This is a genomic window from Roseovarius sp. Pro17 (assembly GCF_035599575.1).
Lineage (GTDB): Bacteria > Pseudomonadota > Alphaproteobacteria > Rhodobacterales > Rhodobacteraceae > Roseovarius.
The window spans coordinates 2394576-2419520 of sequence record NZ_CP141179.1 but is presented as its reverse complement, the minus strand read 5'-3'; the positions used below and the strand labels follow the sequence as shown (position 1 = coordinate 2419520).

The window sequence follows — 24945 nt, the reverse complement described above, 5'->3', positions numbered from 1 at the left end:
CAATTTCCATAGCTGGTCATTTTTGTATTTTATTTGTCGACACGATTATCATCTGTCTTGTAGTCTCATTCCCAAGCTGCGGCGATCCTGACCGCGGCGCGATCCAACAGCAGGAGTGATACATGACCCTTTCGATCAAATCCGTGGCCTTCGCCGGTGCGCTATCGCTGGCAGCGACCAGCGCCATGGCGCAGGACGTGACGTGGCGCGTGCCAACATCCGTGCCCGAAGGCTCGCCCTTTTACGTCAACTTCCTCGAGCGTTTCGCGGATAACACCGAGATGCTGACCGACGGCGCAGTTGAAATTCAGCCCTTCGGCGCGGGCATCCTCGTGCCGGCCTTGCAGGTCTATGACGGCGTGCGCGACGGCATCACCGAGGCGGGCCATTCCACGCCCAGCTATCTGGTCAATCAGAACCCGATCAACGCCATATTCTCGGGCTTTCCGGGCGGCATGGGCCCCGAGGCCTATGTCACTTGGATCTATGAGGGCGGCGGCAAAGAGCTGCTTCAGGAAATCCGCAGCGAGGACGGCTTTAAATCCCTCGTCGTCGGCATCGGCGCATCCGAAATCATGGCCCACGCCAACAAGCCGATCCGCACCGCCGAAGACCTGAAGGGTCTGAAATATCGCACCTCCGGCCCATGGGCGGAAGTGATGAAGGATTACTTCGGCGCCGTTCCAACGGTCGTCCCGCCCGGCGAGATCTATACCTTGCTGGAGCGTAAGGGCGTCGACGCGATCGAGTGGGCCACCCCCTCGGCCAACCTGCCCGAAGGCTTTCACGAGGCCGCGCCCTACATCATCACCCCCGGCGTGCACCAGCCCACGTTCCTCTGGGAAGTCGTGGTCAAGCAAGAGACATGGGATGCGCTGGACGACGCGCTAAAGCCCAAGCTGGAGGCAGCCGCCGAGCTGACGACGCTGCAATCGCTGATGAGCTTCTACGACAAGGACATGAAGGCGATGGAGACGTTCCGCGCCTCCAAGGCCGAAGTGATCGAGCTGGACCCGGCATTTGCCGACGAGCTTGAGGCCGCTGGCGTCGACTGGATAAAAAAGAAGGCCGAGGCCGAAAAGGGTGAGGGACGCGCGCGCATGTCCGAGATGCTGGCCGAATACCTCGCCTACGAGGATCGCTGGGCCGCTCAAAGCGGATACCTGATCCGCAACGGCGACTGAGCGCGTGGGGGCGATCATGAAACGGACACTGCTGGCGGTGGCCGATGGAATTTCAGTCACTCTGGGATATGTCGCGCAGGCGATGGTCCTGATCCTGATCGCCTCGATGCTCTACGAAGTGGTGGCGCGCTATGCCTTTGGCGCGCCAACGCTCTGGGCGTTCGATATCGCCTATATGAGCACCGGTGTGCTGTTCGTCCTTGGCGCGGCGCAGGCGCTGCGCGAGGACGCGCATGTGCGCATTGATTTCCTGTCGTCAAAAATGCCGCGCCGGGTGCGCGGCGCGATAGACGGCATCGCGTTTCTATTCATTCTATGCCCCATCTTCGCCCGGCTGGCCTGGATCGGGGCGGAGCGTGCGCTGCGCGCCTTCAACACCGGAGAGGTCGAGCATGTCAGCCCGTGGGCACCGCTGATGTGGCCGTTCTATACGGCGCTGACCATCGGCCTTGCCGCGCTGGCGCTGCAATTGGCGGCAGAGGGCATTCGCGCCTTGGTGGCCCCACGGGTCGATGACAGCTTCAAGTTAGAGACCTGACATGGAAATCGCAGCACTGATGTTTCCCGCGCTGTTCGCGCTGATCCTGCTGGGCTTGCCCGTTGCATTTTCGCTGGTGATTGTCGCAGTCGGTGCGGGACTGATGGCCTTTGGCGACGTGGCGTTCAATCAGCTTTATGGCTCGTTCTATTCGGCCTCGACCAATTTCATTCTGTCCGCGATTCCGATGTTCATTCTGATGGGCGCACTGCTTGAGCGTTCCGGTATCGCCGAACGGCTATTTCACGTCATGAACATGTGGCTGGGGCGTCTGCCCGGTGGCCTTGCGCTGGCCACGATCGCGATGGGCGCTGTATTCGCCGCCGCTGCTGGTGTGGTCGGCGCGGTCGAGGTGATGATCGGCATGATGGCGATCCCGGCTATGCAGCGCGCGCGCTACGACAATTCGCTGATCGCCGGAACGATCTGTGCGGGCGGGTCACTGGGCACGATGATCCCACCCTCGGTGATTGCGGTGATGTATGCCTCATTGGCGCAGATTTCGGTGGGCAAGCTGCTGGCAGGCATGATGCTGCCCGGTCTGCTGATGGTCGTGCTGTTCCTCGGCTATATCTATATGCACGGGCGGCTCTATCCGGTCGAGCCGCATCCCCACGACCCCGAGCCGGACGATATCCCCTTGCGTGAAAAGCTGATCGCGACGGCGACCGTCATGGTGCCGGTCTTTGCGCTGATCTTTGCCGTGCTCGGCTCGATCCTCGCTGGCATCGCCTCACCGACCGAGGCGGCGGCAGTAGGCGCGGCAGGCGCATTGATCCTGTGCATCGTTAACCGTCGGTTCAGCTTGTCGATGTTGCAGGAATCGCTGGCGATCACGGTGCGGATTTCCGCGATGATCCTGCTGATTGTGGCGGCCGGTACGATGTTCATGGGCGCGTTTGCGGCCAATGGTGGCGCGCGGTTGATCCGCGATATCGTCGAGGGCGCGGGGCTGGGGCCGACCGGCATGATCGTCTTCTTTCTCGCGGTCGTGTTCATCCTCGGCTTTGTTCTGGACTGGACGGCGAACGTGCTGATTTGCGTGCCGCTGTTCACGCCGTTCATCCGCGCGGCGGGTATCGACCCGGTGTGGTTCGCAACGCTGGTCCTGATCGTAATTCAGACTGGATACCTCACGCCGCCCATGGCCTCGTCGATCTTCTACCTCAAATCCATCGCGCCGCCCGACATGACCTACGCCCAGATGTGCCGCGGCGTGTTGCCCTTCATCGCGCTGCAACTGCTGACGCTGGTGCTGCTGGTCATGTTCCCGGCGCTGGCGACGTGGCTGCCGGACCGCATCGTCGGTTTCTAGAGCGGGCAGGGCGACTTTTTCAGGGCTTTCCCAGTATACAACTTGTATTCAAAACAGAAGTGGTGTTCGCTTAAAATCGTTCCCGACTCGCTGCCATCGCGGCGGGGATCGTTGGGGGCGCAACAGGGAGAACAAAAATGAAATTCATGAACTTTGCAGGCGCGCTGGTCGCCGCGGCGCTGGTGTCACCCGCTGCTCAGGCGGACAAGCTGGACGATATCATTTCCTCGGGTACATTGCGCTGTGCCGTGGTGCTGGACTTTCCGCCCATGGGCTCGCGCGATGCAAACAACGAGCCGGTCGGCTTTGACGTCGATTACTGCAACGATCTGGCCAAGGCGCTGGATGTTAAGGCCGAGATCGTCGAAACGCCGTTCCCGGACCGTATCCCCGCGCTGGTGTCGGGTCGCGCGGATGTGGGCATCGCATCCACCTCGGACACGTTGGAGCGGGCGCGCACAGTTGGCTTTACCATCCCCTATTTCGCGTTCACCTTTAACGTGGTGACGAATGCAGATGCAAATCTTCAGAGCTACGAGGATCTGGCTGATCGCACTGTCGGTTCGGTCGCGGGCACCTATGAGGCGATCCGTCTGGAGGAGGACATCAAGAAGTGGGACAAAGGCGGTAGCTTCCGCTCGTATCAGAGCCAGGCAGACGTGTTTCTGGCGCTGTCGCAGGGCCAGATCGACGCGACGACCGTGACCTCGACCGTCGCATCCGCCATTGTGCAGGGTGGCAAATACGATGGCCTAAGCATGACCGGCGAGGCACCCTATGACGTTGATTATGTCGGGTTGATTGCGCTGCGTCAGGAATATGGCCTGCTGAACTACCTTGACCTGTTTGTGAACCAGCAGGTTCGCACAGGCCGCTACCAAGAGTTGTATGAGCAGTATATCGGCGGCGACGCGCCCCGCCTGACCGTCGACAAGGTCTATTACTGACCCCACCCCGAGGCGGGCGAAGGGCCGTGCGCCCCCCGCCCGCCTCGCTGACTAGCTTGGCCCCTGACCGGAGCGCGCATGTTCGAATACACATTCCAATGGCGACAAGCCTTTCGCGCCCTTCCGCAGATGCTGGAGGGCGCATTGGTCACGATGCAGATCTCCCTTCTGTCGATGGTGCTGGGCATCACCATCGCGGTGCTACTGGCGGTTGGGCGCAACTCAAAATCGCGCTGGCTACGCGCGCCTGCGACCGCATGGGTCGAGGTGGCGCGCAATACGCCCGCGTTGTTCCAGATCTACATGGCGCATTTCGGTCTCGGATCGTTTGGCATCTACCTCAGCCCGTTCGTCGCATTGCTGGCGGGGATCACGTTCAACAACGCCGGATATCTCTGCGAGACGTTCCGTGGCGCGCTGCGTGCCATCCCCGATACGCAGGCACGGGCAGGCCGCTCGCTGGGCATGGGCCCGGCCAAGGCGTTTCGTTTGATCATTGCGCCACAGATGTTTCGCATCGCATTCCTGCCGACGACGAACCAGATGGTCTGGGCGATCCTGATGACGTCGCTGGGCGTCACCGTGGGCATGAACACCGACCTCACCGGCGTCACGCAGGCGATGAATTCCCGCACCTTCCGCACGTTTGAATTGTTCGCGCTGGCGGGCGTCATTTATTACTGCATTGCCAAGGCGGTGATGCTGGGCGCGCGTCTGCTCGCCTGGCGTCTCTTCCGGTATTGAGGGGCTGAGTATGTTCGATACAGGCCTTACCCTCAGCGATCTGTGGTTCATGATGAAGGGCGCTGGCGTTACGCTGGCGATCACATTCTTCGCCGTCACGGGTGGCACGCTGATGGGCGTCGCGTTCGGCGTGCTGCGCAGCCATGTCAGCCCTTGGGCGACGCTGCCACTGGTGTTCGTGCTGGATATCTTTCGCTCGGTCCCGCTGCTGATCCAGTTGATCCTGGCCAACGCGTTTCAGGCCATCGCAGGGTTACAGATATCGCCGTTCACCACGTCCTGCATCGTGCTGGCGCTCTATACCTCGGCCTATTGCACCGAGATCGTGCGCGGCGCGATCGACGCCGTTCCACCAGTGACGCGCCGCGCAGCACGCTCGCTGGGGATGACTTGGGGGCAGGACCTGACGCAGATCGTGTTTCCCATGGCGCTGCGCGTGGGTCTTCCCAGCTGGATTGGCCTGACGCTGGGCGTGATGAAGGACAGCGCGCTGGTGCTGTGGCTGGGTATCATCGAGTTGTTGCGGGCCAGCCAGATCATCGTCACGCGCCTGCAAGAGCCGATGCTGATCCTCATGATCGCCGGCGCGATCTATTTCGCCCTCAGCTTTCCTATTGCGCGGCTGGGCGGACGCCTTGAAAGAAAGTGGAAAGAGAATGATTGAGATTGAGGACGTCCACAAATCGTTTGGCGCATTGAAGGTGCTGAAGGGGATCGACCTGACCGTGGCCAAGGGCGAGGTCGTGTCGGTGATTGGCGGCTCAGGGTCCGGCAAATCGACGCTGCTGACCTGCATCAACGGGCTGGAGCCGATCGACAGCGGCCGCATCACCGTCGACGGCACGGTCGTTCATGCGCGCAGCACCGACATCAACAAACTGCGCCAGCGCATCGGCATCGTGTTTCAGCAGTTCAACGCGTTCCCGCATCTGACCGTGCTGGAAAACGTCACGCTCGCCCCGCGCAAGGTCAAGGGCATGGGCCGCGCTGAGGCCGAGGAAATTGCGGTCAAACAGCTGACGCATGTCGGCCTCGCGGACAAGCTCAAGGTCTATCCCAGCCGCCTTTCGGGCGGGCAGCAGCAGCGTATGGCAATCGCCCGCGCGCTGGCGATGTCGCCTGATTACATGCTCTTTGACGAGGTGACATCGGCGCTCGATCCGCAACTGGTGGGGGAGGTTCTGGATACGCTCAAGCTGCTGGCGAGCGATGGGATGACTATGATCTGCGTCACGCACGAGATGGGTTTCGCGCGCGATGTATCGAACCGGGTCGCCTATTTTGAGAGCGGCGTCATGGCCGAGATCGGCCCACCCGAGCAGATTTTCGGCGATGCCAAGAACGAGGCAACCCGCAAATTCCTGTCGAGCGTGCGTTGATGGCGCAGCCGGACGTGTTGATCGTCGGGGCGGGCGTCGTTGGCCTGTCGATCGCGCTCGAGGCGCAGGTGCGCGGACTGTCTGTGCGCGTCGTCGACCGCACCGGCCCAGCGGCGGGTGCGTCGGCGGGCAATGCGGGCGCCTTTGCCTTTGCCGATATCCTGCCGCTGGCCTCGCCGCGTATCATCCGTCAGGCCCCGAAATGGCTGCTGGACCCGCTCGGACCGCTCAGCGTGCCGCTCACCTATGCGCCGCGCATCTTACCGTGGATGTGGCGCTTTTGGCGGGCCAGCCGCCCGGCGCAGGTGGCCGCATCGACCCGCGCGCAGGCGGCGTTGATGCACCTGTCGCAGGACACGCTCGACGGCTTTCTGGCGCGCGCGGGTGCGTCGAACATGCTGCGCCGCGAGGGTCAGTTGCAGGTCTATGAGGGCGCGCGCGAATTTAACGCATCCCTCGATGGTTGGCGCGCACGCGAGGCGGGCGGCGTCGAGTTCCGCCACCTTGAGGGTGATGACCTTGCCCAGATGCAACCGGGTCTGTCGCCGCGATTTACCCACGCGACCTTTACCCCCGGCTGGGCGACCATCGACGATCCCATGGCCTATGTGCTGGCGCTGGCCGACAAGGTCCGCGCGGGCGGCGGCGAGATTGTCATCGCTAACGCCGAGACGCTGACGCCGGATGGCCTGCGCACGAGCGCCGGCGACATGACGGGCCGCGTCGTCATCGCAGCGGGTGCACACTCGCATCATCTGACCCGCACTGCTGGCGTGCGTATCCCGCTGGAGACCGAGCGGGGTTATAATACCACGCTGCCGAATGGCGGCTTTGATCTGCGCCAACATATCACGTTTCCCAACCACGGTTTCGTCGTGTCGAAACTGGCGGGGCAACTGCGCGTTGGCGGCGCGGTGGAGCTGGGCGGGCTGAACGCCCCGCCGAACTATGCCCGCGCCGATGCCATGCTGCACAAGGCTGCCCAGTTTCTGCCCGGCCTCGATACCACTGGCGGCACGCAGTGGATGGGGTTTCGCCCGTCGCTGCCCGATAGCCTGCCTGCCATTGGCGTGCTGCCCGGTCACCCGAACGCGGTCTGCGCCTTTGGTCATGGGCATCTGGGCCTCACCCAATCGACCGCGACGGCGGCCATTGTCGCTGATATCTTGACAGGGCAAGCACCGGGGATTGACATGACCCCATTCTCACCTGCGCGTTTCACGAGGCATTCATGATGCAATACACCTTTCCCTGCATCGACGGTCACACCTGCGGCAACCCTGTGCGCCTCGTCACCGGCGGCGCACCCCTGCTGCGCGGCGCGACCATGCTGGAGAAACGCGCGCATTTTCTGGCCGAATATGATTGGATCCGCACCGGCCTGATGTTTGAGCCGCGGGGGCATGATCAGATGTCGGGTGCGATCCTCTATCCGCCGACGCGCGCCGATTGTGATATTGCCGTTCTGTTTATCGAGACGTCCGGCTGCCTGCCCATGTGTGGACATGGCACCATCGGGACCGTCACCATCGCGCTGGAAAACGGATTGGTGAAACCCGCTGTGCCGGGCCAACTGGCGTTAGAGACACCGGCGGGCCGGGTCGATGTGACCTACCGCCAAGAGGGGCGATTTGTCGAAGAAGTGCGCCTGACCAACGTGCCGGGGTTCCTGCACTCCGAAGGGCTAACCGCCCATGTCGAAGGTCTGGGTGAGGTGGTCGTCGACGTCGCCTATGGTGGCAATTTCTACGCTATCGTCGAACCTCAGGCGAATTTTCAGGATATCGCCGATTTCACCGCCTCGCAGTTGATCGGTCTCAGCCCGAAACTACGCGCGGCGCTGAATGCGAAATACGAGTTTATCCACCCCGAACACCCCGCAATCAATGGCCTCAGCCACATCCTGTGGACCGGCGCGCCTCGCAGGCCCGAGGCCCATGCGCGCAACGCGGTGTTCTACGGCGACAAAGCGATTGACCGCTCGCCCTGCGGCACCGGCACCTCGGCGCGCATGGCACAGCGCGCGGCCAAGGGGCTGCTGAAACCGGGCGATGAGTTCGTCCACGAGAGTATAATTGGCTCGCTATTTTCGGGCCGCGTCGAGGCGGCGACCGAGGTCGCGGGCCGCCCCGCCATCATCCCCTCCATCGCCGGGTGGGCGCGCGTGACGGGCTTCAACACCATCTTTATCGACGAGCGTGATCCGTTCGCGCATGGCTTTGTGGTTATCTGAAAAGGGACGCATATGGCGCAGATCATCGTCGAGGCCGCCGCCCAAGGGCCGGTCATGGCCAGCCCTGATGGCCTCAGCTTCTGGGGCGGTGTCGATGCTGCGACAGGCATAGTGATCGACGCGCATCACCCGCTGCATGGCCGTTCGCTGGCCGGGGCGGTGCTGCTGATACCCACGAGCCGCGGCTCCTGCACCGGCAGCGGCGTGGTGCTGGAACTGGCGCTGGGCGGCAACGCGCCCGCAGCGCTGGTTTTTCGTGAGGAGGAGGACATCCTGACGCTGGGCGCGCTGATCGCCGGGCGCATGTTCGCCAAGCCGTTGGCGGTGCTACGTTTGGGCGCTGATAACTGGGACCGACTGGCACAGGCTGAGCACGCGATGATTGAACGCGGGCGGTTGGTCGCAGATGACTGGACGCTGGACATCGCCCCGCCGCCGACTGCCGCGCTGGACCTGACCGAGAGCGACCGCGCCATGCTGGGCGGTGCCGAAGGTGAGGCGTCAAAACTGGCACTCGAAGTGATCTGCACCATGGCCGCAGGGCAGGGGGCGTCACGCCTGACGGACGTCACCCGCGCGCATATTGATGGCTGCATCTACGCCAGCCCGGCGAACCTGACCTTTGCCCGCGCGATGGCCGATATGGGTGCGCGGGTGCGCGTGCCGACGACGATGAACGCGATTTCCGTCGATCATGCGCATTGGCGCGATCAGGGTGTCCCGCCCAGTTTCGGCGGCCCCGCGCAGCGCCTGGCCGACGCCTATGTCGAGATGGGCGCGCGCCCCAGTTTCACTTGCGCGCCTTACCTCTTGCAGGATGCGCCGGGCTTGGGCGAAATGATCGGCTGGTCGGAATCGAACGCCGTCATCTACGCCAATTCCGTGCTGGGCGCGCGCACGGTCAAGCACCCGGATTTCATGGACCTGTTTATTGCCATCACCGGGCGCGCGCCACTGTCGGGCGTCTATCTGGATGAAGGCCGCGCCGCGCTGCGGGCGGTTCATGTGGATCTGCCCGATGGCCACGATGACGCGCTCTGGCCTTTGCTGGGGTGGCTGGCGGGGCGCGCCGCACCGGATCGCATTCCGTTGCTGACAGGCCTTGAGAATACGTCGCCGACGCCCGATGACCTAAAGGCGCTGTGCGCCGCCTTCGGCACCACCTCGGCTGCACCGATGCTGCATGTCGCAGGCGTCACGCCCGAGGCCGTGGGCGCATTGATCCCAGATGCCGATGCAGTTCGCATCACGCCAGCTGATCTGGCCGAGGCGTGGCGGCAGTTCAACGCAGGCCCCGCGCAGGTCGATCTGATCGCGTTTGGCAGCCCGCATTTCTCGCTGTCTGAATGCTACGCGCTGGACGCGGCCCTCGCGGGGCGCGCGCGGCACGCGGATACGGCGGTGATTGTCACCGTCGGCCAGCAAGTGCTGGATGCGCTCGCGGTCGAAGGTCTCCTGACCCGGCTCGAGGCATCCGGCGTGCAGGTTGTCCCAGACATCTGCTGGTGCTCGATCTCGGAGCCGGTGTTTCCGCCCTCAGCCAAGGTATTGATGACCAATTCCGGTAAATACGCCCATTACGCGCCGGGCCTGTCGGGGCGAGAGGTGCGTTTCGGCAGCCTCGCTGATTGCGCCGATGCGGCTGTGACAGGGCAGGCCCGCAACGAGCCGCCCCATTGGCTGACTATTTAGAAAGGCGATTCCAATGCGCAGCACCAAGACAATCCACGTCATTTCCGCCCATGCCGAGGGCGAGGTGGGCGACGTCATCGTTGGCGGCGTCGCGCCGCCCCCCGGCGATACGATATGGGAGCAGAGCCGCTGGATCGCGCGCGACAACACCTTGCGCAATTTCGTGCTGAACGAGCCGCGCGGCGGTGTCTTTCGCCATGTCAATCTGCTGGTCCCGCCCAAGGATCCGCGCGCCGATGCGGCGTTCATCATCATGGAGCCTGAGGATACGCCGCCCATGTCCGGTTCGAACTCGATCTGCGTCGCGACGGTGCTGCTGGACAGCGGTATCGTGCCCGTGAGTGAGCCCGTAACCGAGATGTTGCTGGAGGCACCCGGCGGTCTGGTGAAGGTCCGCGCGGAATGCCGAAACGGCAAGGCCGAGCGCATATTTGTGCAGAACTTGCCCAGTTTTGCCGCGCAGTTGGACACCACGCTCGAGGTCGAAGGTCTGGGCACGCTGAGCGTCGATACTGCCTATGGGGGCGACAGTTTCGTCTTTGTCGATGCCGCGGCTCTGGGGTTTTCGCTGGTGCCGGACGAGGCGCATGATCTGGCCCGCCTCGGCGTGCGCATCACTGCGGCAGCGAATGAGGTGCTGGGATTTCACCATCCCGAGAACCCGGATTGGCGCCATATTTCGTTCTGCCTTTTTGCCGGACCGGTCGTGCGCGACGGCCATCAGTTGCGCGCTGGCGCTGCCGTGGCCGTGCGCCCTGGCAAAATCGACCGCTCGCCCACCGGCACGGCGCTGAGCGCGCGGATGGCGGTGCTGGCGGCGCGCGGTCAGATGACGCCCGAGGACACCCTGACCGCTGTGTCGCTGATCGGCTCGACCTTTACGGGACGCATCGTGAGCGAGACTACGGTGGGCGGCAGGCCCGCGATTATCCCCGAGATTTCAGGGCGCGGCTGGATCACCGGCACGCATCAGCACATGCTGGACCCCGACGATCCTTGGCCGGGGGGCTACCGACTGTCGGATACGTGGGGCGCGCGCTAAAGGGCGAAACTGCCGAACGGGATGTAGCGCACCGGATCGCCTATTGCGATCTGCGCCGCGCCATCGGGCAGTTCGACCAGCCCCTCGGCCCAGCTAAGGCTGCTGACGCGGCCCGATCCTTCGGACGCAAACACTTCGGCGCGGCCATCCCGGATGCGCGCGCGCAGATATTCGCGGCGGCCCGGTTTCTTCGACTTCTCGAAGCCCGCCGACACGTTAAAGCCTTGCGGCTCTGTCCACCCCGCACCGGCCAGCAATCCCAACGCGGGGCGCGCAAAGATCAGCGTGCAGACCAGTGCGGCCACCGGATTGCCCGGCAGGCCGAACACCGGCGCGCCGTTCCATAGCCCCAGCGCCAGCGGCCGGCCAGGTTTCAGCGCGATGCGCCACTGTTGCATCGCGCCCGCCTCGGTGAGAAGGGCCGACACGTGGTCCTCGTCCCCCGCCGACGCCCCGCCTGAGGTGAGGATGACGTCGGCGCGCGAGGCCGCGTCGTCTAACGCCGCGCGCAAGGCTGCGCGATCATCACTGACGCGGCCCATGTCGATAGCTTCCATCCCCCACGCCGCGATCTGCGCCAGCAGCATCGGGCGGTTCGCGTCGAATATCTGGCCCTTGGTCGCGTCGCCACCCGCCTCGATCAGTTCGTCCCCGGTCGAAATGACGGCGACGCGCAGCCGCCGATAAACCGACACCTCGCCGATGCCGACCGAGGCCAGCAGCGCCAGATCGGCGGGGGTCATGACGCGGCCCTTGGGCAGTGCTTTGTCGCCTGCGCTCATGTCCTCACCCGCCTTGCGGGTATTTGCGCCACGCTTGATTCCCGCGCGAAAGGCGATCTGGCCTGCGCTTTGTCGCGTGTCCTCTTCCAGCACGATGGTATCGACGCCCTCGGGCACCGTGGCGCCCGTCAGGATGCGCAGCGCATGGCCGCGCGGCACGTTGCCCTCATAAGGCGCCCCGGCGGCAGAGCGGCCCGGCGCAATAGGCAACACCGGATCGCCCGGCGGCAGGCTGTCATAGGCAAAGCCGTAGCCGTCGATAGCCGAATTCGCGTGCGGCGGGCTGGCGCGCAGGGCTGTCGCGGGTTCGGCCAGCACACGACCGCAGGCATCTGCAACTTTGCATCGCTCCGCCTGCACAATCGGATGCAGCCCGGCGCGCAGCGCTGCAAGCGCGTCATCGACCGGCGTCCATTCCACGCCTGCGGGCATGGCAAAGCAATCGTCGCGCAGAGGCGGTGGGGCTGGCGGCGCACTCAGCGCGTCCTCATGCCCGAGGCCGAGGATCCAGCCCTCTTCTGCATTGCCTTCGCGCAGCATCGTTTCCAGCGCGCCGCCCATGGCGTGCAGCGCTTCGGCCAAGACGCGCACCTGCGCGCGGTCCTTGATCTCATCCGGTTCGGCTGAGGCCGCGATGTGGTCGGCCAGTAGTGAGGGATAAACCTCGGCCAGCACGATGGGTGTGGTCGGCGACTGGAACGGCGCGACCGACAGCACATCGCCATAGCGCTGGCGCAAGTGGTGTAGGCGCGGCAGACCCAGCAGCGCCTGCGAACCGACCGAGCCTGTGGTGTATAGCTTCCAACAGCTTTGGGCACGGGGCAGGCGGGCCTCGCACTCGCGTTTTTCAGGCAGGCCATGACCTGTGCGCAAGTTGCCTTTGGCGGGCAGCACATCGTCAGCGACCGCGTCCGGGCAGCCCCAGAAGGGACCGATTCCGGGCAGGGCCGCATTGATAGCGCGCGCGACGTCAAAGCGGTTGTTGGCGTTGTCCTCACCGTCCTTGATCCGGGCCGCCAGCGCGCCCCAGACGGCCAGCGGATTGTCACCGCCGGTCAGCGCGCGGGCAAAGCCGCGTGGATAGCCAAAGGGGAAATCAAAGCCTGCCAGAACGCGCCGCCCCGCCGCCAATTCGGTGTCAAAAAGGGCGGTCAGCGCGCCCATCGCCGCGCTGCGGGTGCGGTGATAGCTGCACTCCGCTGCGCCACCGCGCGCGACGGCGATCCAGATCGCATCGGCGGTAGGTCTAGCGGGCGAGGGGGCTGAGCGCGCGGACCAGTCGACGATGACGACAGTATCGAAACCGCTCACAACCCCACCTCGCGCAGGATGAAATCGGCTATGGCGGCTGTGTCATCAAGGTCCAGCACGGGGCGATCCACCTCTAGTGCGCAATCGGCTGCGATGGCGCGGATCGTGGAATCGCCGGGCGCGATCAGCGGATTGCCCGCGTCCTTGCGATGGGCCTCGACCTTGGGGTGGCTGCCGCGCTTGTAACCTTCGATCAGGACCAGATCGACGGGATTGAGCCGTGCCAGAAGATCGTCCAGCTCAGGTTCGGGCGCGCCGCGCAGCTCCTGCATGATGGCGATGCGGGTACCAGAGGCCAGCAGCACCTCGCACGCCCCCGCCGCGCGGTGGCGATAGCTGTCGCGCCCCGGCTGATCGACGTCAAAGTTGTGGTGCGCATGTTTGACGGTGGACACGGTGAGGCCGCGCGCCGTGATCTCGGTCACGAGCCGCTCCATCAGGCCGGTTTTACCGGCGTTCTTCCAGCCGGTTACGCCATAAACCTTCATTGCTGTGCCTCCCATATTGCTTGCGCGTGGGCCAGATCTTCGGGCGTGTTGACGTTGAAGAAGGGATCGCCTTGGCTGGGAAACACTGCCGTGGCGGCGCCATGTGCGTCGGTCCATTGCACGACCTTGCGCAGCCCGCCCGCAAGCGCCGCGCGCAGATCGTCACGCAAGGCCACGGGCCAGAGGCCGAACGTCGGGTGCCGCCCGTCCGGTGTGGCGGCCAGTGCCAGCGGTGCCTCCATCCCCTCGGCTGCCAGCAGCAGACGGGCCACCAGATCGCAGGGAAAGAACGGCGTGTCGGCAGCGACGGAAACGACCGTGTCCGCGCCTTGGCTTGCCGCCCAGTCCATCCCTGCCAAAACGCCCGCCAGGGGGCCGACGAAGCCCTCGATGGGATCGGCCAGCACGGGCAGGCCGAACTGTTCGAGGCGCGCGGGATCGCCATTGGCGTTCAGCGCCGTTGCGGCCACCTGCGGCTCGATCCGCTCCAGCACATGGGCCAGCAGCGTGCTGTCGCCCAGCGGCAGGAGGCCCTTGTCGCCACCGCCCATGCGTGTGGCGCGGCCTCCGGCGAGGATGATGGCGAAGGGTTGTTTCATGTCTCGCGCTCCGCATCCCGTTGGGCGCTTTTGCGCCCGTGCTTGCGGCCCTCCTCGGCCACGCTTGCCGGATCGGCGTCCCTCACCAGCCGCTCTTCGCCCGCAAGGCACACAAAGCGCCGTCCGCGCATCCGCCCGATCAGCGTCAGGCCCACCGCTTGGGCGATTTCCACCCCCCACGCGGTAAAGCCCGAGCGTGAGGCCAGGATGGGAATACCCATCAGCGCCGTCTTGATCACCATTTCCGAGGTCAACCGCCCGGTGGTATAGAGCATCTTGCCCTCAGGTCCGACCCCCTCGGACAGCATCCATCCGGCGATCTTGTCAACGGCGTTGTGGCGTCCGACATCCTCCATATAAACCAGCGGGCGCGCGCCTTGGCACAGGACCGTGCCGTGGATCGCCCCGGCGGTGAGGTATAGCGACGGGGTCGTGTTGATCTGGTGCGCCAGGGCATAGAGATCCGAGGTGCGCACCTCTGCATCCGGCAATGTGACGCCCTCCAGCCCCTCCATCATGTCGCCAAAGACGGTGCCGACCGCGCAGCCGCTGGTGCGGGTCTTTTTCTTTAGCTTGTCCTCGTAGGTCGTCTTGCCGTCGGTGCGCACGACGACGGTTTCCAGCTCGTCGTCATAATCGACGCGCAGCACGGTCTCACCATCCTTCAGCATCCCCTGATTGCGCAGGAATCCCAGCGCCAGATATTCAGGATAGTCGCCGATTGTCATGGCGGTGACGATTTCCTGAGCGTTTAGGAAAATGGTCAACGGGCGCTCTTCGACGACCTCAATCGTCTGTTCGCGGCCCTCATGATCGGTGCCGGTGACGGCACGGGTGAGGCCGGGCGCATCCGGCGCAGGGGCGATGATGTAGCCTGTGTCGTCTGAGGGGGGCAATTGCATCTCCTTGGCGGGGCCGGTAAGCCCGGGAAAACGGCGATCTTTTCCCGAGGCGGGCGCGTCATGGCACCAGAAACCACCAAATCGACCTACTGGCAAGGTGTGCGCGCGGGCGCCCCCTTTATCCTCGTTCTGGTGCCTTTCGCGGTGCTCTTTGGCGTGGTGGCGACCGAGGCAGGTTTCACCTTGATCGAGACATTCGCCTATTCGGCCCTGGTCGTGGCGGGCGCGGCGCAGTTCACCGCGGTGCAGCTACTATCGGAACACGCGCCGACGCTGATCATCGTGGCGACGTCGCTGGCGGTGAATTTGCGCATGGCGATGTATTCGGCGTCGCTGACGCCGCATTTGGGGCGCGCGCCCTTGGGCAAGCGGGCGCTGGTGGCGTATCTTATGGTCGATCAGGCCTATGCCAGCGCGATCCTCGAATATGAGAAACACCCCGAGTGGAGCATCCCGCAAAAGCTGGCCTTTTACTTTGGCGCGGTCTCGCCGCTCTTTCCGTTGTGGCTGATCTTTACCATCGTCGGCGCGCTGGTAGGCCATGCGATTCCGCCAGAATTCGCATTGGATTTCGCGGTGCCGATCACCTTCCTCGCCATGATTGCGCCGATGCTGCGCACGGGTGCGCATGTCGCCGCGGCGCTGGTGTCGATTGCCGTCTCATTGGCGCTGGCCTTTGTCCCATATAGCCTCGGGCTGCTGGTCGCCGGCGCGGCGGGTATGATCGTCGGCGCGCAGGTCGAGCTGATGATGGAAAAACGGGGCGCACAGGCATGAGGGAGATCGCGACACTCGACATCTGGATCGTGCTGATTGGGCTTGGCGTCGGCAGTTTTGGCCTGCGTTTTGTGTTTCTGGGCCTGATTGGCGAGCGTCCTATGCCGCCTTGGGTCTTGCGACATCTGCGCTATACGGCCGTCGCGGTGTTGCCTGCCCTTGTTGCGCCGATGGTGGCCTGGCCACCTGCGACGGGCGGCACGCCCGATGCGCCGCGCCTGATCGCAGCCTTCGTCACCATCGCCGCCGGCCTTGCGACGCGCAATGTGCTGGTCGCGATCCTGTCGGGCGCGTCGACGCTCTATCTGATGCTCTATCTGTTGGGATGAGCGCTGGACCGGCGTCCAGCCGCGCGGAACGCACATTGCCATTTTAACACGGGTTAGCATGGTCTAGAGATGGTAAATGACAGATAATGGGTGGACCGCCGCCCGTGCACACGATTGCCATTGCCGTAACAAACGATACCTTAGTCATTGAAAAGGCTATCTGAAAAGCGTTCCAATATCCAAGTTGATCGACATCAGGCCTAAGAGGCATCGCACCCTTGCGTAAGGACATTTCATATGCGGCAGGATATTCACAACTCGGACGTACCAAAGCTTTGTCTGGCGTGTGAGGCGCGTCACCGCGGTATTTGCGGCGCGCTTGAGCCGCGGCAGTTGGTGCATCTGGGCCGTCGGGCCGGTCAGCGCGACGTTGAGCCGGGAACCGAACTGATCGCCGCGGGCGTTGCGACCGAAGGATACGCCAACATCCTCAGCGGTGTCGTAAAGCTGACGAAGTTGCTGCCGGATGGCCGCCAGCAGATCGTCGGTCTGCAATTCGCCCCTGATTTTCTGGGCCGTCCCTTTGCCGAGAGCAGCGATGTCAGCGCCGAGGCCGCAAGTGCGGTGCGTATTTGTGGCTTTCCCCGCTCCACGCTGGAAGAGATGGTGCGCCAGTCGCCCGGTCTGGAACAGCGGCTTCATGCGCAGTCGCTGCGAGAGTTGGACGATGCGCGCGAGTGGATGATGATCCTCGGACAAAAGACGGCATCCGAAAAAGTCGCCTCATTTCTGCTGCATCTAAGCAACCACATCGACCCTTATGTCGAGGGTCATTCGAATTGTTTCAACATTCCGCTCAAACGCGCCGACATCGCGGACTTTCTCGGGCTGACAATCGAAACGGTCAGCCGCCAGTTGTCCCATCTGCGCAAGGCGGGGGTCATTTCGATCTTGAAGAACCGTCGTGTCACCGTGGTGGACCTCAACGCGCTGCAAACCGCCGCCGGCTTGTAAGGATCAGGTTTCGCGGGTCCGAAAATACAGCGGCAGGATGTAGTCGTGGTCAAAGGCAAGGTGGCGGCGAAGCGACACGAAAAGACAACGCAGCATATATCCCAGCTCTGCGGCATTCTTTCGGTTCGTGTCGTCAACGAATGCCGTGACGGCGTCGCACACGTCGCTGGCGTGGTCCTCGTCCTCCAGATGCTCCTGTCGCAGCCTTTCAAGGATCGTCATTGTTCGCGGATCAGCCATCCGCAGCGCGGGAAAGATAATCGCCTCTTCCGTCCTGTGACAGCGCCACAAAACTGTCCGAAGTTGGTCGGTCAGCATCATCGCCGCGTGCGTGTCCAATTTCGACGGCAGCGAGTCGGCCAGCGCCTCAAGCTGCTGGCACAGATGAAGTTGCTGCTCCAGACACGCGTCGAATGTGTCTGGATTGGTGCAGTCGGTCTCTCTGCATGGCACGTGCAAGATTGTGATTCCTCAGATCATGGATGACATCTGTCAGAGATTTGAGCCTATGATCAGAATCCGCAGAAATTCTTGATCTGGGTCAAAAGCGCGCCTAGCCATTTATGGCACCCAAGGCGTTGCAAGCCGCAGTCCAACGCGTATGCTGGCTGGAAATAAAGAATGGGTGCGGGCAACGTGTCGGACATCGGGATAGATATGCGAGCGACAGAGGGAAAATCCCTCCGACTCGCGACCGGCCCGCTGGATCGTGCCCAAACTCGCGCGAGTGTGCGCGCGATCGCGGATGGCCTTGGCCTGTGTGTCCTGTCGCTGCCCGGAATTCGGTGCGGTGGGTGCGTCGCCACCATCGAGCGTGCGCTGAATGCGCGCGACGATGTCATGTCCGCGCGCGTCAATCTGACCTTGCGGCAGGCAAGCGTCACCCTTGCCGGACCGGATGCCGACCCGGTCCCTATTATCGAGGCGTTGGCCGAATTGGGTTATGCCGCCACCCCCGCTGAGATCGCCGGTGCGGGTGATGACGACACCGATGGCGCCAGCAAGGGTTTGCTGCGGGCGATGGCCGTCGCCGGATTCGGCGCCATGAACATCATGCTGTTGTCCGTCGGTGTCTGGTCGGGTGCCGAAGGTCAGACCCGCGAGACATTTCATCTGGTTTCGGCGTTGATTGCCGTGCCGGTGGTCGCCTATGCGGGGCAACCATTCTTTCGCTCGGCCCTCTCCGGTCTGCGGCATGGGCGACTTAACATGGACGTGCCGATTGCGCTGGCCGTTGTACTGGCCTTAGCGCTCAGCCTCTTTGAGACTGCTCGCGGTGGTGCGCATGTCTTTTTCGATGCTGCCGTCACCTTGCTGTTTTTCCTGCTGATTGGGCGGTATCTGGATCATCTGATGCGCGACCGCGCGCGCAGCGCCGTCACCGGTTTGGCCCGGTTGTCGCCGCGCGGTGCCATGGTTCGGCAGAATGACGGAACGTTTGCCTATGCATCTCTCGACGCCATGGCACCCGGTGCCATATTGTCGATCGCGCCGAATGAGCGCGTGCCAGTAGATGTGCGTATCGTATCGGGCGACACGGACCTCGACCGCTCGCTTGTCACCGGTGAGGCGATGCCGGTGCCCGCAGGGCCGGACGACACGCTTGAGGCCGGAACACTTAACCTCACAGGCGTGATCGAGGCCGAGGCGCTGCGCTCGGCTGACGAGTCGTTTCTGGCCCAGATGATGCGGATGCAGGCGGGCGCGGAATCCGGGCGTGGCAGCTATGTGCGCATCGCGGATCGCGCTGCGCGCCTATATGCGCCGGTGGTCCATATCATGGCGCTGGCGACCTTCATTGGCTGGGTTCTGGTGACCGGCGGCGACTGGCAGACCTCTGCCTTTGTCGCCATCAGCGTCCTGATTATCACCTGCCCCTGCGCGCTGGGCCTTGCCGTTCCGGTGGCCCACGTCGTTGCGGCAGGCCGTCTGATGCGGATGGGCGTTCTGATGAAGGACGGCTCTGCGCTGGAAAGAATGTCCGAGATCGACCGCGCGGTATTCGACAAGACCGGGACTCTGACAACCGGCACGCCGATGATTGGCAGCATACCGGACGATCCCGCGATGCGCTCGGGGGCCAAGGCCCTCGCGCAGCGCTCGATTCATCCGGCAGCGCGCGCGATCGCCCGGCGTTTGCCAGATGCATCTGCGCAGATCGTCGACGAGGTCGAAGTGCCCGGTTTCGGTATCCAAGGCGTGGTGGACGGACGCCGTGCGCGACTGGGACGCGCCGAATGGGTCGCAGAGATCGCAAATGTCGCGGATGGTGCCGCCAGCCCCGCATTTGCGTTCGAGGGTGGATCGTCGGTGTCGTTCGATCTGTCTGAAACCCTGCGCGACGGGGCGGGCGACGCTGTTGCAGCGCTGAAGGGTGCGGGGATTCCGGTCGCCATGTTATCGGGCGACATGGCCGAGCGCGCAGCGCGTGTTGGCGCAGACATCGGCATCGCCGATATTCGCCACGTCGCGACCCCGGCGGACAAGATCGACGCGCTGGACGCGTTGCGCAGCGCCGGGCATCGCGCGCTGATGGTCGGTGACGGGCTGAATGACGCGGCGGCGCTGGCGGCGGCGCATGTGTCCATGGCACCAGCCAGCGCATCCGACGCGGGGCGGACAGCGGCGGATTTCATCTTTCTGCGCGACAACCTCGATGCCGTTGCCGCCACATGGCAGGTCGCGCGCGATACGGCGCGGGTGGTGCGGCAGAACTTTGCCCTCGCCATCGCCTATAATTGCATCGCTATACCGCTGGCGGTTGCCGGACATGTCACACCGCTTATCGCGGCGCTGGCGATGTCTGGCTCTTCGATCCTTGTTATCGGCAACGCCCTGAGGCTAAACCGTGCCGGGACGGCAAGCCGGGCAGAGCCGACACGCCTTGCGGCAGGAGCGGAGATAGCGGCATGACAATCCTCACCATCCTCATCCCGGTCACGTTGTGCATGGGGGTCATCGGGCTCGCTGCCTTTTTCTGGAGCCTGCGCGGCGGCCAGTACGAAGACCTTACCGGGGATGCGGCCCGCATCCTCTATGACGAAGACGCACCGCTGCCGTCCGCGAAAACCGCGCGCCGGGCAGCGATGACAAAGGAGACCACCAAATGATGTCGAACCTGACCGGTGCCGAACGCACCAGTGCGATGACGATCACCGGTTTCGGTGCCCTGATCGGACTGATCATGGCCGCTGTCGGACATGGCGACCCGATGGGCGTCCACGGTTGGATCGTGCTGGCATTCTGCGGGGTGCTGTTCTTTGTGGTCGGCAATTCGCTTTATGATCCCCAGCCGACCGAGGACCGGGCCGCATCCTATTATGATGACCCCACAAAGGTCGGGATCATCCTCACCTTGATCTGGGCGGTCGTCGGCATGGCCATGGGCGTCTGGGTTGCCTCGCAACTTGCCTGGCCCGACCTGCGGTTTGACGCCGCATGGTCCAGTTTCGGACGCCTGCGGCCGGTTCACACTTCTGGCGTGATCTTTGGCTTTGGTGGTAACGCCTTGATCGCCACATCCTTTCACATCATGCAGCGCACCTGCCGCGCGCGGATGCCGGATCAGATATCGCCGTGGTTTGTTCTGCTGGGGTTCAACCTGTTCTGCATCGTTGCCGCCAGCGGCTATCTGATGGGCGTCACACAATCCAAGGAATACGCCGAGCCGGAATGGTATGCCGATATCTGGCTGGTCGTCGTATGGGTGGTCTATTTCGTTCTCTATATCCGCACGCTGGCCCGCCGGAACGAGCCGCATATTTACGTCGCCAACTGGTATTACCTGTCTTTCATTTTGGTGATGGCGATGCTGCATATCGTCAACAACCTCGCTGTTCCGGCATCCTTTACCGGGGCCAAGAGCTATTCGGCCTTCTCGGGGGTTCAGGATGCGATGACGCAATGGTGGTATGGCCACAATGCGGTCGCATTCTTTTTGACCACCGGATTTTTGGGCATGCTCTACTACTTCCTGCCAAAACGGGCCGAGCGTCCGATCTATTCCTATCGGCTGTCGATCCTGTCGTTCTGGGGCATCGTGTTTTTTTACATCTGGGTCGGGTCGCACCACCTGCATTACACGGCATTGCCGCACTGGGTTCAGACATTGGGGATGACATTCTCGGTCATGCTGCTGATCCCCAGCTGGGCGTCGGCGGGCAACGCTTTGATGACGCTGAACGGCGCTTGGGGCAAAGTGCGCGACGATGCTACGCTGCGCTTTATGATGGTTGCCGCGGTGTTCTACGGCCTGACCACGTTCGAGGGATCATTCCTCGCGATCCGCCCTGTCAACGGGTTGTCACACTACACTGACTGGACCATCGGGCATGTTCACGCGGGTGCCATGGGCTGGGTCGCGCTGATTTCCTTTGGGGCGATTTATTCGGTGGTGCCGCTGCTGTGGAAGCGCGAAACGATGTATTCGTGGAAGGCAGTCGAGTGGCACTTCTGGCTCGCCCTTGCCGGGACCGTGGTTTACGTTTTTGCCATGTGGAACAGCGGCATCATCCAGGGGCTGATGTGGCGGACCTATAACGAGACCGGCACGTTGCGCTATTCTTTTGTCGACTCGCTTGTGGCGATGCATCCCTATTACATCGCCCGCGCATTCGGCGGCCTGTTGTTCCTGATCGGTGCCTGCATCGCGCTCTGGAATGTGGTCATGACCATACGTCATGTGCCGGGCCGGGTGCCTGAACGCGACTATCCGACCTCCTCCGAAGCCATGGAGCCGGCAGTGCCGGCAGCGGAGTAATCCCATGTTGAAAACCATCCTCAAACCTTTCGCGAAACTCTTTGAGTTTCAGGCGCGCACCCACTACCGGGTCGAGCGGCACTCCATGGCGCTGACCTTCGGGATCATCATAGCGGCAGCCATCGGCGGTTTCGTCGAGATCGCACCGTTGTTCACGATCGACGAAACGGTCGAGACCGATCCAGATATGCGCGTCTACACCCCGCTAGAGCAGGCCGGACGCGATATCTATATTCGCGAGGGCTGCTATGCGTGCCACAGTCAGATGATCCGCACCCTGCGCGACGAGGTCGAGCGCTACGGCCCTTACTCGCTGGCGGTGGAATCAAAATACGATCACCCGATGCTATGGGGGTCCAAGCGGACAGGGCCCGATCTGGCCCGTCTGGGGGATAAGTATTCAGACGACTGGCAGGTGCGCCATATGGTGAACCCGCGCGATCTGGTGCCTCAGTCCGTGATGCCGCAATACGCCTTTCTGCTGGAACGAGAGCTAAAGACCTCGGATCTGTCCGACCGGCTGGGGGCGCTGCGCGCTGTCGGCGTTCCCTACACGGACGATATGATCGCAAATGCCGCGAACGATGCGGCCGGTCAGGCAATGCCCGACAGCGAGAGGTCCGATGGTGTCTGGGAGCGCTACGGCGACGCGACGGCAGTGCGGTTTTTCGACGGGCGTCCAGACCGCGTGACCGAGATGGACGCGATGGTGGCTTACCTCCAGATTCTGGGTAAGTTGACGGATCTGCCCGCTAAAATCCAACCAGCGGCGGAGGAATAGATCATGGGGCTGTCTCACGAATGGTTCGTCGGAGCCGCCAAGTCCTTTGGCCTCTTTTACCTGATCGCCCTATCGATCGGCATCACGGTCTATGCGTTCTGGCCGTCGCTGGGCAAACGGTTCGACAAGGCTGCGAAAAGTATTCTGGACGATGAAGACGGACCCGCGCAGGGCACCGAAACGGAGGATGCACCATGTCGGTAAAGGAACGTGATCCGCTCACCGGTCATCAGACCACGGGCCACGAATGGAACGGCATCACCGAGCTGAATACGCGTGTGCCGCGCGTCATATGGTTCTTTATTATCGTGACCCATGTCTGGGCACTGGTGGTCTGGATTCTGCTCCCGACATGGCCGCTGCTCACGACCTATACCAAGGGCATCCTTGGCCTCGATCAACGCCAAGAAGTCGAGGAAAAGGTTGTCGCGGCAAACATGGCGCGCGCGGATTGGGCAGATAGCATCGCGACCATGCCCGTCAGCGAAATACTGGACGACCCCGAACTGTTGGCGCGTGCGAATGGCACGGCGCACCAGATTTTCGGCGACAATTGTGCCGGATGTCATGGTGCGGACGCTGCCGGGGGCCCGGGCTTTCCCAGCCTGATCGACGATGCCTGGCTTTGGGGCGGCGATCCGGACGCGATCATGGAAACGCTGCGCGTGGGCATCAATGCGCCCCATTCCGAGACGCGATACGGGCAGATGCTTGCCTTTGGTCGCGACGGTATCCTCGAGCGCGCTGATGTTCGCGCTGTGGTAGGATATGTCAAATCCCTCTCGGGTGGCGATGCCTCGGCTGAACAAATTTCCGCCGGCGCCGAGATATTTGCCGAAAATTGCGCCAGCTGTCACGGCGAGGACGGGGCGGGTATGATCGAATTGGGCGCACCCAACCTGACTGACGATTCATGGATCTACGGCGGCGACGACAAGTCAATATACGACTCGATCTGGAACGGTCGGCAAGGCTGGATGCCCTCGTGGGAGGGCCGCCTCTCCGAGACCGAGCGCAAGATCCTGACCGTCTATCTCACGGACCTGCGGCAGGAGGCGACGCAATGATCTCGGCCACCCAAGAGCGCTTCTGGACCCGCCCGCGCGTTTTCGCGCTGTTTGCCTCGCTGTTCGTCGCGGTCCTGTTCATTGGTGCCAATGCGCATCTGATCGCGGTTTCGTTCCTGACGAAACCCGATTGCGTCCTGCAACCCAACACGGAAGGGGCCGCGACCTACCGCGCGGCGAAACCATCATGCTGAGTGATCACACAGATAGCCTGCCGCCCGCCGACAACCCGAACGCCTCGGATGGTATCCCCAAGGTCGTTCCGCCGCTGCCCCGCGAAAACCAGTTGGCGCGCGATCTACCGTGGCGCACCGCGCTTCACTGGCTGCGCCAAGGGTGGTCCGATCTGTGGACCAATCCGTTACCCAGCCTGCTGTATGGTTTTGGCGTGTTTGTCATATCGGCGCTGATCGTGTGGGCCTTGTTCCTGTTCGAGTATGAATATGCCCTCTTTCCGGCGCTGGCCGGTTTCATGGTGGTGGGGCCAATGATCGCCAGCGGTCTCTATGAAAAGAGCCGCTTGCTGGAGGCAAGTGAGCGTCCGACATTCGCCCGGATGATATTCGTTAGGCCCAAATCCGGCTATCAGGCGTGGTTCATGGGCGTCATGCTGCTCTGCCTGCTGCTTTTGTGGCTACGTTCGGCAGTGCTGATCTGGGCGCTCTTCTTTGGGATTAATCCGTTCCCCGGCACGGATGAGATCGTGCCAATGCTGTTTACCACGCCGACAGGCTGGGCCTTGCTGTTGGTCGGCGGATCGGTCGGCGCGCTATTCGCCGCCTTCTCCTTTGCGATCAGCGTCTTTGCCATGCCGATGCTGCTCAAGGAAAAGACCGACGCGCTGTCGGCACTGGGCATCAGTATGGCAACGGTGTGGAACAACCTGTCGGTGATGATCGCTTGGGGCGCGATTGTCCTCGTGTTGTTTGCGGTATCGGTCGCGACAGCGTTTATCGGCCTTATCGTGATCTTTCCGCTGCTCGGCCACGCGACGTGGCACGCCTATCGCACCTTGCGCCCGGATGAGCGTCAGGACGGCGAAGCTGAACGCATGTTCATTCGGCCCGCATAAGAATTCAGCGCGGGCCGCTAGATTCGGGCTATGAAATCAATGGCCGGTGC

27 protein-coding genes are annotated in these 24945 nt (G+C 63.0%); 22 read left to right on the top strand and 5 right to left on the bottom strand.

The features are described from left to right. Positions 1-122: 122 nt before the first annotated feature. The 11 genes from dctP to U3654_RS11720 all read left to right on the top strand — a co-directional run bounded on the left by dctP (position 123) and on the right by U3654_RS11720 (position 11074). The gene (gene dctP / locus U3654_RS11770) at positions 123-1184 is read left to right on the top strand and encodes a TRAP transporter substrate-binding protein DctP (protein ID WP_324751739.1); all 1062 of its coding nucleotides are present in this window, start codon (positions 123-125) and stop codon (positions 1182-1184) included. Between the two features lie 16 nt (positions 1185-1200). Beyond that, positions 1201-1722, top strand: a complete 522-nt coding sequence (locus tag U3654_RS11765; protein WP_324751738.1) for a TRAP transporter small permease subunit — start codon at positions 1201-1203, stop codon at positions 1720-1722. Between the two features lies 1 nt (position 1723). Further along, positions 1724-3037, top strand: a complete 1314-nt coding sequence (locus U3654_RS11760) for a TRAP transporter large permease subunit (protein ID WP_324751737.1) — start codon at positions 1724-1726, stop codon at positions 3035-3037. A gap of 137 nt (positions 3038-3174) precedes the next feature. Next, on the top strand, positions 3175-3984 hold the full coding sequence (locus U3654_RS11755) for a transporter substrate-binding domain-containing protein (protein ID WP_324751736.1): 810 nt from the start codon (positions 3175-3177) through the stop codon (positions 3982-3984). 78 nt (positions 3985-4062) lie between these two features. Further along, a complete protein-coding gene (locus U3654_RS11750; protein WP_324751735.1) occupies positions 4063-4728 on the top strand; it encodes an amino acid ABC transporter permease in 666 nt (221 codons plus the stop codon). 10 nt (positions 4729-4738) lie between these two features. Then, complete coding sequence (locus U3654_RS11745; RefSeq protein ID WP_324751734.1) at positions 4739-5392, top strand: amino acid ABC transporter permease; 654 nt, start codon at positions 4739-4741, stop codon at positions 5390-5392. Further along, positions 5385-6107: an amino acid ABC transporter ATP-binding protein gene (locus tag U3654_RS11740; protein WP_324751733.1), complete on the top strand. Its 723-nt coding sequence runs from the start codon at positions 5385-5387 to the stop codon at positions 6105-6107. The genes U3654_RS11745 and U3654_RS11740 overlap by 8 nt, the downstream gene beginning before the upstream one ends. Then, positions 6107-7342, top strand: coding sequence for an FAD-binding oxidoreductase (locus tag U3654_RS11735; protein WP_324751732.1), 1236 nt, complete (start codon positions 6107-6109; stop codon positions 7340-7342). The genes U3654_RS11740 and U3654_RS11735 overlap by 1 nt, the downstream gene beginning before the upstream one ends. Continuing rightward, positions 7339-8340, top strand: coding sequence for a 4-hydroxyproline epimerase (locus U3654_RS11730; protein WP_324751731.1), 1002 nt, complete (start codon positions 7339-7341; stop codon positions 8338-8340). Before U3654_RS11735 ends, U3654_RS11730 begins: the two co-directional genes overlap by 4 nt. 12 nt (positions 8341-8352) lie before the next feature. Continuing rightward, the gene (locus U3654_RS11725) at positions 8353-10032 is read left to right on the top strand and encodes an aconitase family protein (RefSeq protein WP_324751730.1); all 1680 of its coding nucleotides are present in this window, start codon (positions 8353-8355) and stop codon (positions 10030-10032) included. Between the two features lie 13 nt (positions 10033-10045). Beyond that, a complete protein-coding gene (locus U3654_RS11720) occupies positions 10046-11074 on the top strand; it encodes a trans-3-hydroxy-L-proline dehydratase (protein WP_324751729.1) in 1029 nt (342 codons plus the stop codon). Here the strand turns inward: U3654_RS11720 and glp are convergent. The 4 genes from glp to U3654_RS11700 are packed head-to-tail and all read right to left on the bottom strand — an operon-like array spanning position 11071 to position 15156. Next, positions 11071-13167 (bottom strand): gephyrin-like molybdotransferase Glp, encoded by a 2097-nt coding sequence (glp, locus tag U3654_RS11715; RefSeq protein WP_324751728.1) that lies wholly within the window; start codon positions 13165-13167, stop codon positions 11071-11073. The genes U3654_RS11720 and glp overlap by 4 nt on opposite strands. Further along, entirely contained in the window at positions 13164-13655 is a 492-nt protein-coding gene (gene mobB, locus U3654_RS11710) for a molybdopterin-guanine dinucleotide biosynthesis protein B (RefSeq protein ID WP_324751727.1), read from the bottom strand. Before mobB ends, glp begins: the two co-directional genes overlap by 4 nt. Further along, positions 13652-14254 (bottom strand): molybdenum cofactor guanylyltransferase MobA, encoded by a 603-nt coding sequence (mobA, locus tag U3654_RS11705; RefSeq protein ID WP_324751726.1) that lies wholly within the window; start codon positions 14252-14254, stop codon positions 13652-13654. The genes mobB and mobA overlap by 4 nt, the downstream gene beginning before the upstream one ends. Further along, entirely contained in the window at positions 14251-15156 is a 906-nt protein-coding gene (locus U3654_RS11700; RefSeq protein ID WP_324751725.1) for a formate dehydrogenase accessory sulfurtransferase FdhD, read from the bottom strand. Before U3654_RS11700 ends, mobA begins: the two co-directional genes overlap by 4 nt. A gap of 60 nt (positions 15157-15216) precedes the next feature. Here U3654_RS11700 and U3654_RS11695 point away from each other — a divergent pair, with 60 nt between their 5' ends. The 3 genes from U3654_RS11695 (at position 15217) to U3654_RS11685 (ending at position 17216) form a co-directional block, all read left to right on the top strand. Continuing rightward, positions 15217-15933: an AzlC family ABC transporter permease gene (locus tag U3654_RS11695; RefSeq protein WP_324751724.1), complete on the top strand. Its 717-nt coding sequence runs from the start codon at positions 15217-15219 to the stop codon at positions 15931-15933. Then, positions 15930-16262, top strand: a complete 333-nt coding sequence (locus U3654_RS11690; RefSeq protein ID WP_324751723.1) for an AzlD domain-containing protein — start codon at positions 15930-15932, stop codon at positions 16260-16262. Before U3654_RS11695 ends, U3654_RS11690 begins: the two co-directional genes overlap by 4 nt. 237 nt (positions 16263-16499) lie before the next feature. After that, complete coding sequence (locus tag U3654_RS11685; RefSeq protein WP_324751722.1) at positions 16500-17216, top strand: Crp/Fnr family transcriptional regulator; 717 nt, start codon at positions 16500-16502, stop codon at positions 17214-17216. Positions 17217-17219: 3 nt separating this feature from the next. Here the strand turns inward: U3654_RS11685 and U3654_RS11680 are convergent, their stop codons facing one another. Further along, a complete protein-coding gene (locus tag U3654_RS11680; protein WP_324751721.1) occupies positions 17220-17669 on the bottom strand; it encodes a hemerythrin domain-containing protein in 450 nt (149 codons plus the stop codon). 168 nt (positions 17670-17837) lie between these two features. On the opposite strand from U3654_RS11680, the gene U3654_RS11675 reads away from it, so the two are divergent. From U3654_RS11675 to U3654_RS11640, 8 genes are read left to right on the top strand one after another with little or no spacing between them, the layout of a single operon-like run. Beyond that, positions 17838-20129: a heavy metal translocating P-type ATPase gene (locus U3654_RS11675; RefSeq protein ID WP_324751720.1), complete on the top strand. Its 2292-nt coding sequence runs from the start codon at positions 17838-17840 to the stop codon at positions 20127-20129. Beyond that, a complete protein-coding gene (ccoS, locus tag U3654_RS11670) occupies positions 20126-20326 on the top strand; it encodes a cbb3-type cytochrome oxidase assembly protein CcoS (protein ID WP_324751719.1) in 201 nt (66 codons plus the stop codon). Before U3654_RS11675 ends, ccoS begins: the two co-directional genes overlap by 4 nt. Next, positions 20323-21975 (top strand): cytochrome-c oxidase, cbb3-type subunit I, encoded by a 1653-nt coding sequence (ccoN, locus tag U3654_RS11665; RefSeq protein WP_324751718.1) that lies wholly within the window; start codon positions 20323-20325, stop codon positions 21973-21975. Before ccoS ends, ccoN begins: the two co-directional genes overlap by 4 nt. 4 nt (positions 21976-21979) lie before the next feature. Beyond that, on the top strand, positions 21980-22756 hold the full coding sequence (ccoO, locus tag U3654_RS11660) for a cytochrome-c oxidase, cbb3-type subunit II (RefSeq protein WP_324751717.1): 777 nt from the start codon (positions 21980-21982) through the stop codon (positions 22754-22756). A gap of 3 nt (positions 22757-22759) precedes the next feature. Then, positions 22760-22960: a cbb3-type cytochrome c oxidase subunit 3 gene (locus U3654_RS11655; protein WP_324751716.1), complete on the top strand. Its 201-nt coding sequence runs from the start codon at positions 22760-22762 to the stop codon at positions 22958-22960. Then, complete coding sequence (gene ccoP / locus U3654_RS11650) at positions 22951-23823, top strand: cytochrome-c oxidase, cbb3-type subunit III (protein WP_324751715.1); 873 nt, start codon at positions 22951-22953, stop codon at positions 23821-23823. Before U3654_RS11655 ends, ccoP begins: the two co-directional genes overlap by 10 nt. Continuing rightward, a complete protein-coding gene (locus U3654_RS11645) occupies positions 23820-24017 on the top strand; it encodes a hypothetical protein (RefSeq protein WP_324751714.1) in 198 nt (65 codons plus the stop codon). Before ccoP ends, U3654_RS11645 begins: the two co-directional genes overlap by 4 nt. Beyond that, a complete protein-coding gene (locus U3654_RS11640; protein ID WP_324751713.1) occupies positions 24011-24895 on the top strand; it encodes a DUF2189 domain-containing protein in 885 nt (294 codons plus the stop codon). The genes U3654_RS11645 and U3654_RS11640 overlap by 7 nt, the downstream gene beginning before the upstream one ends. The last annotated feature ends 50 nt before the right edge of the window (positions 24896-24945 follow it).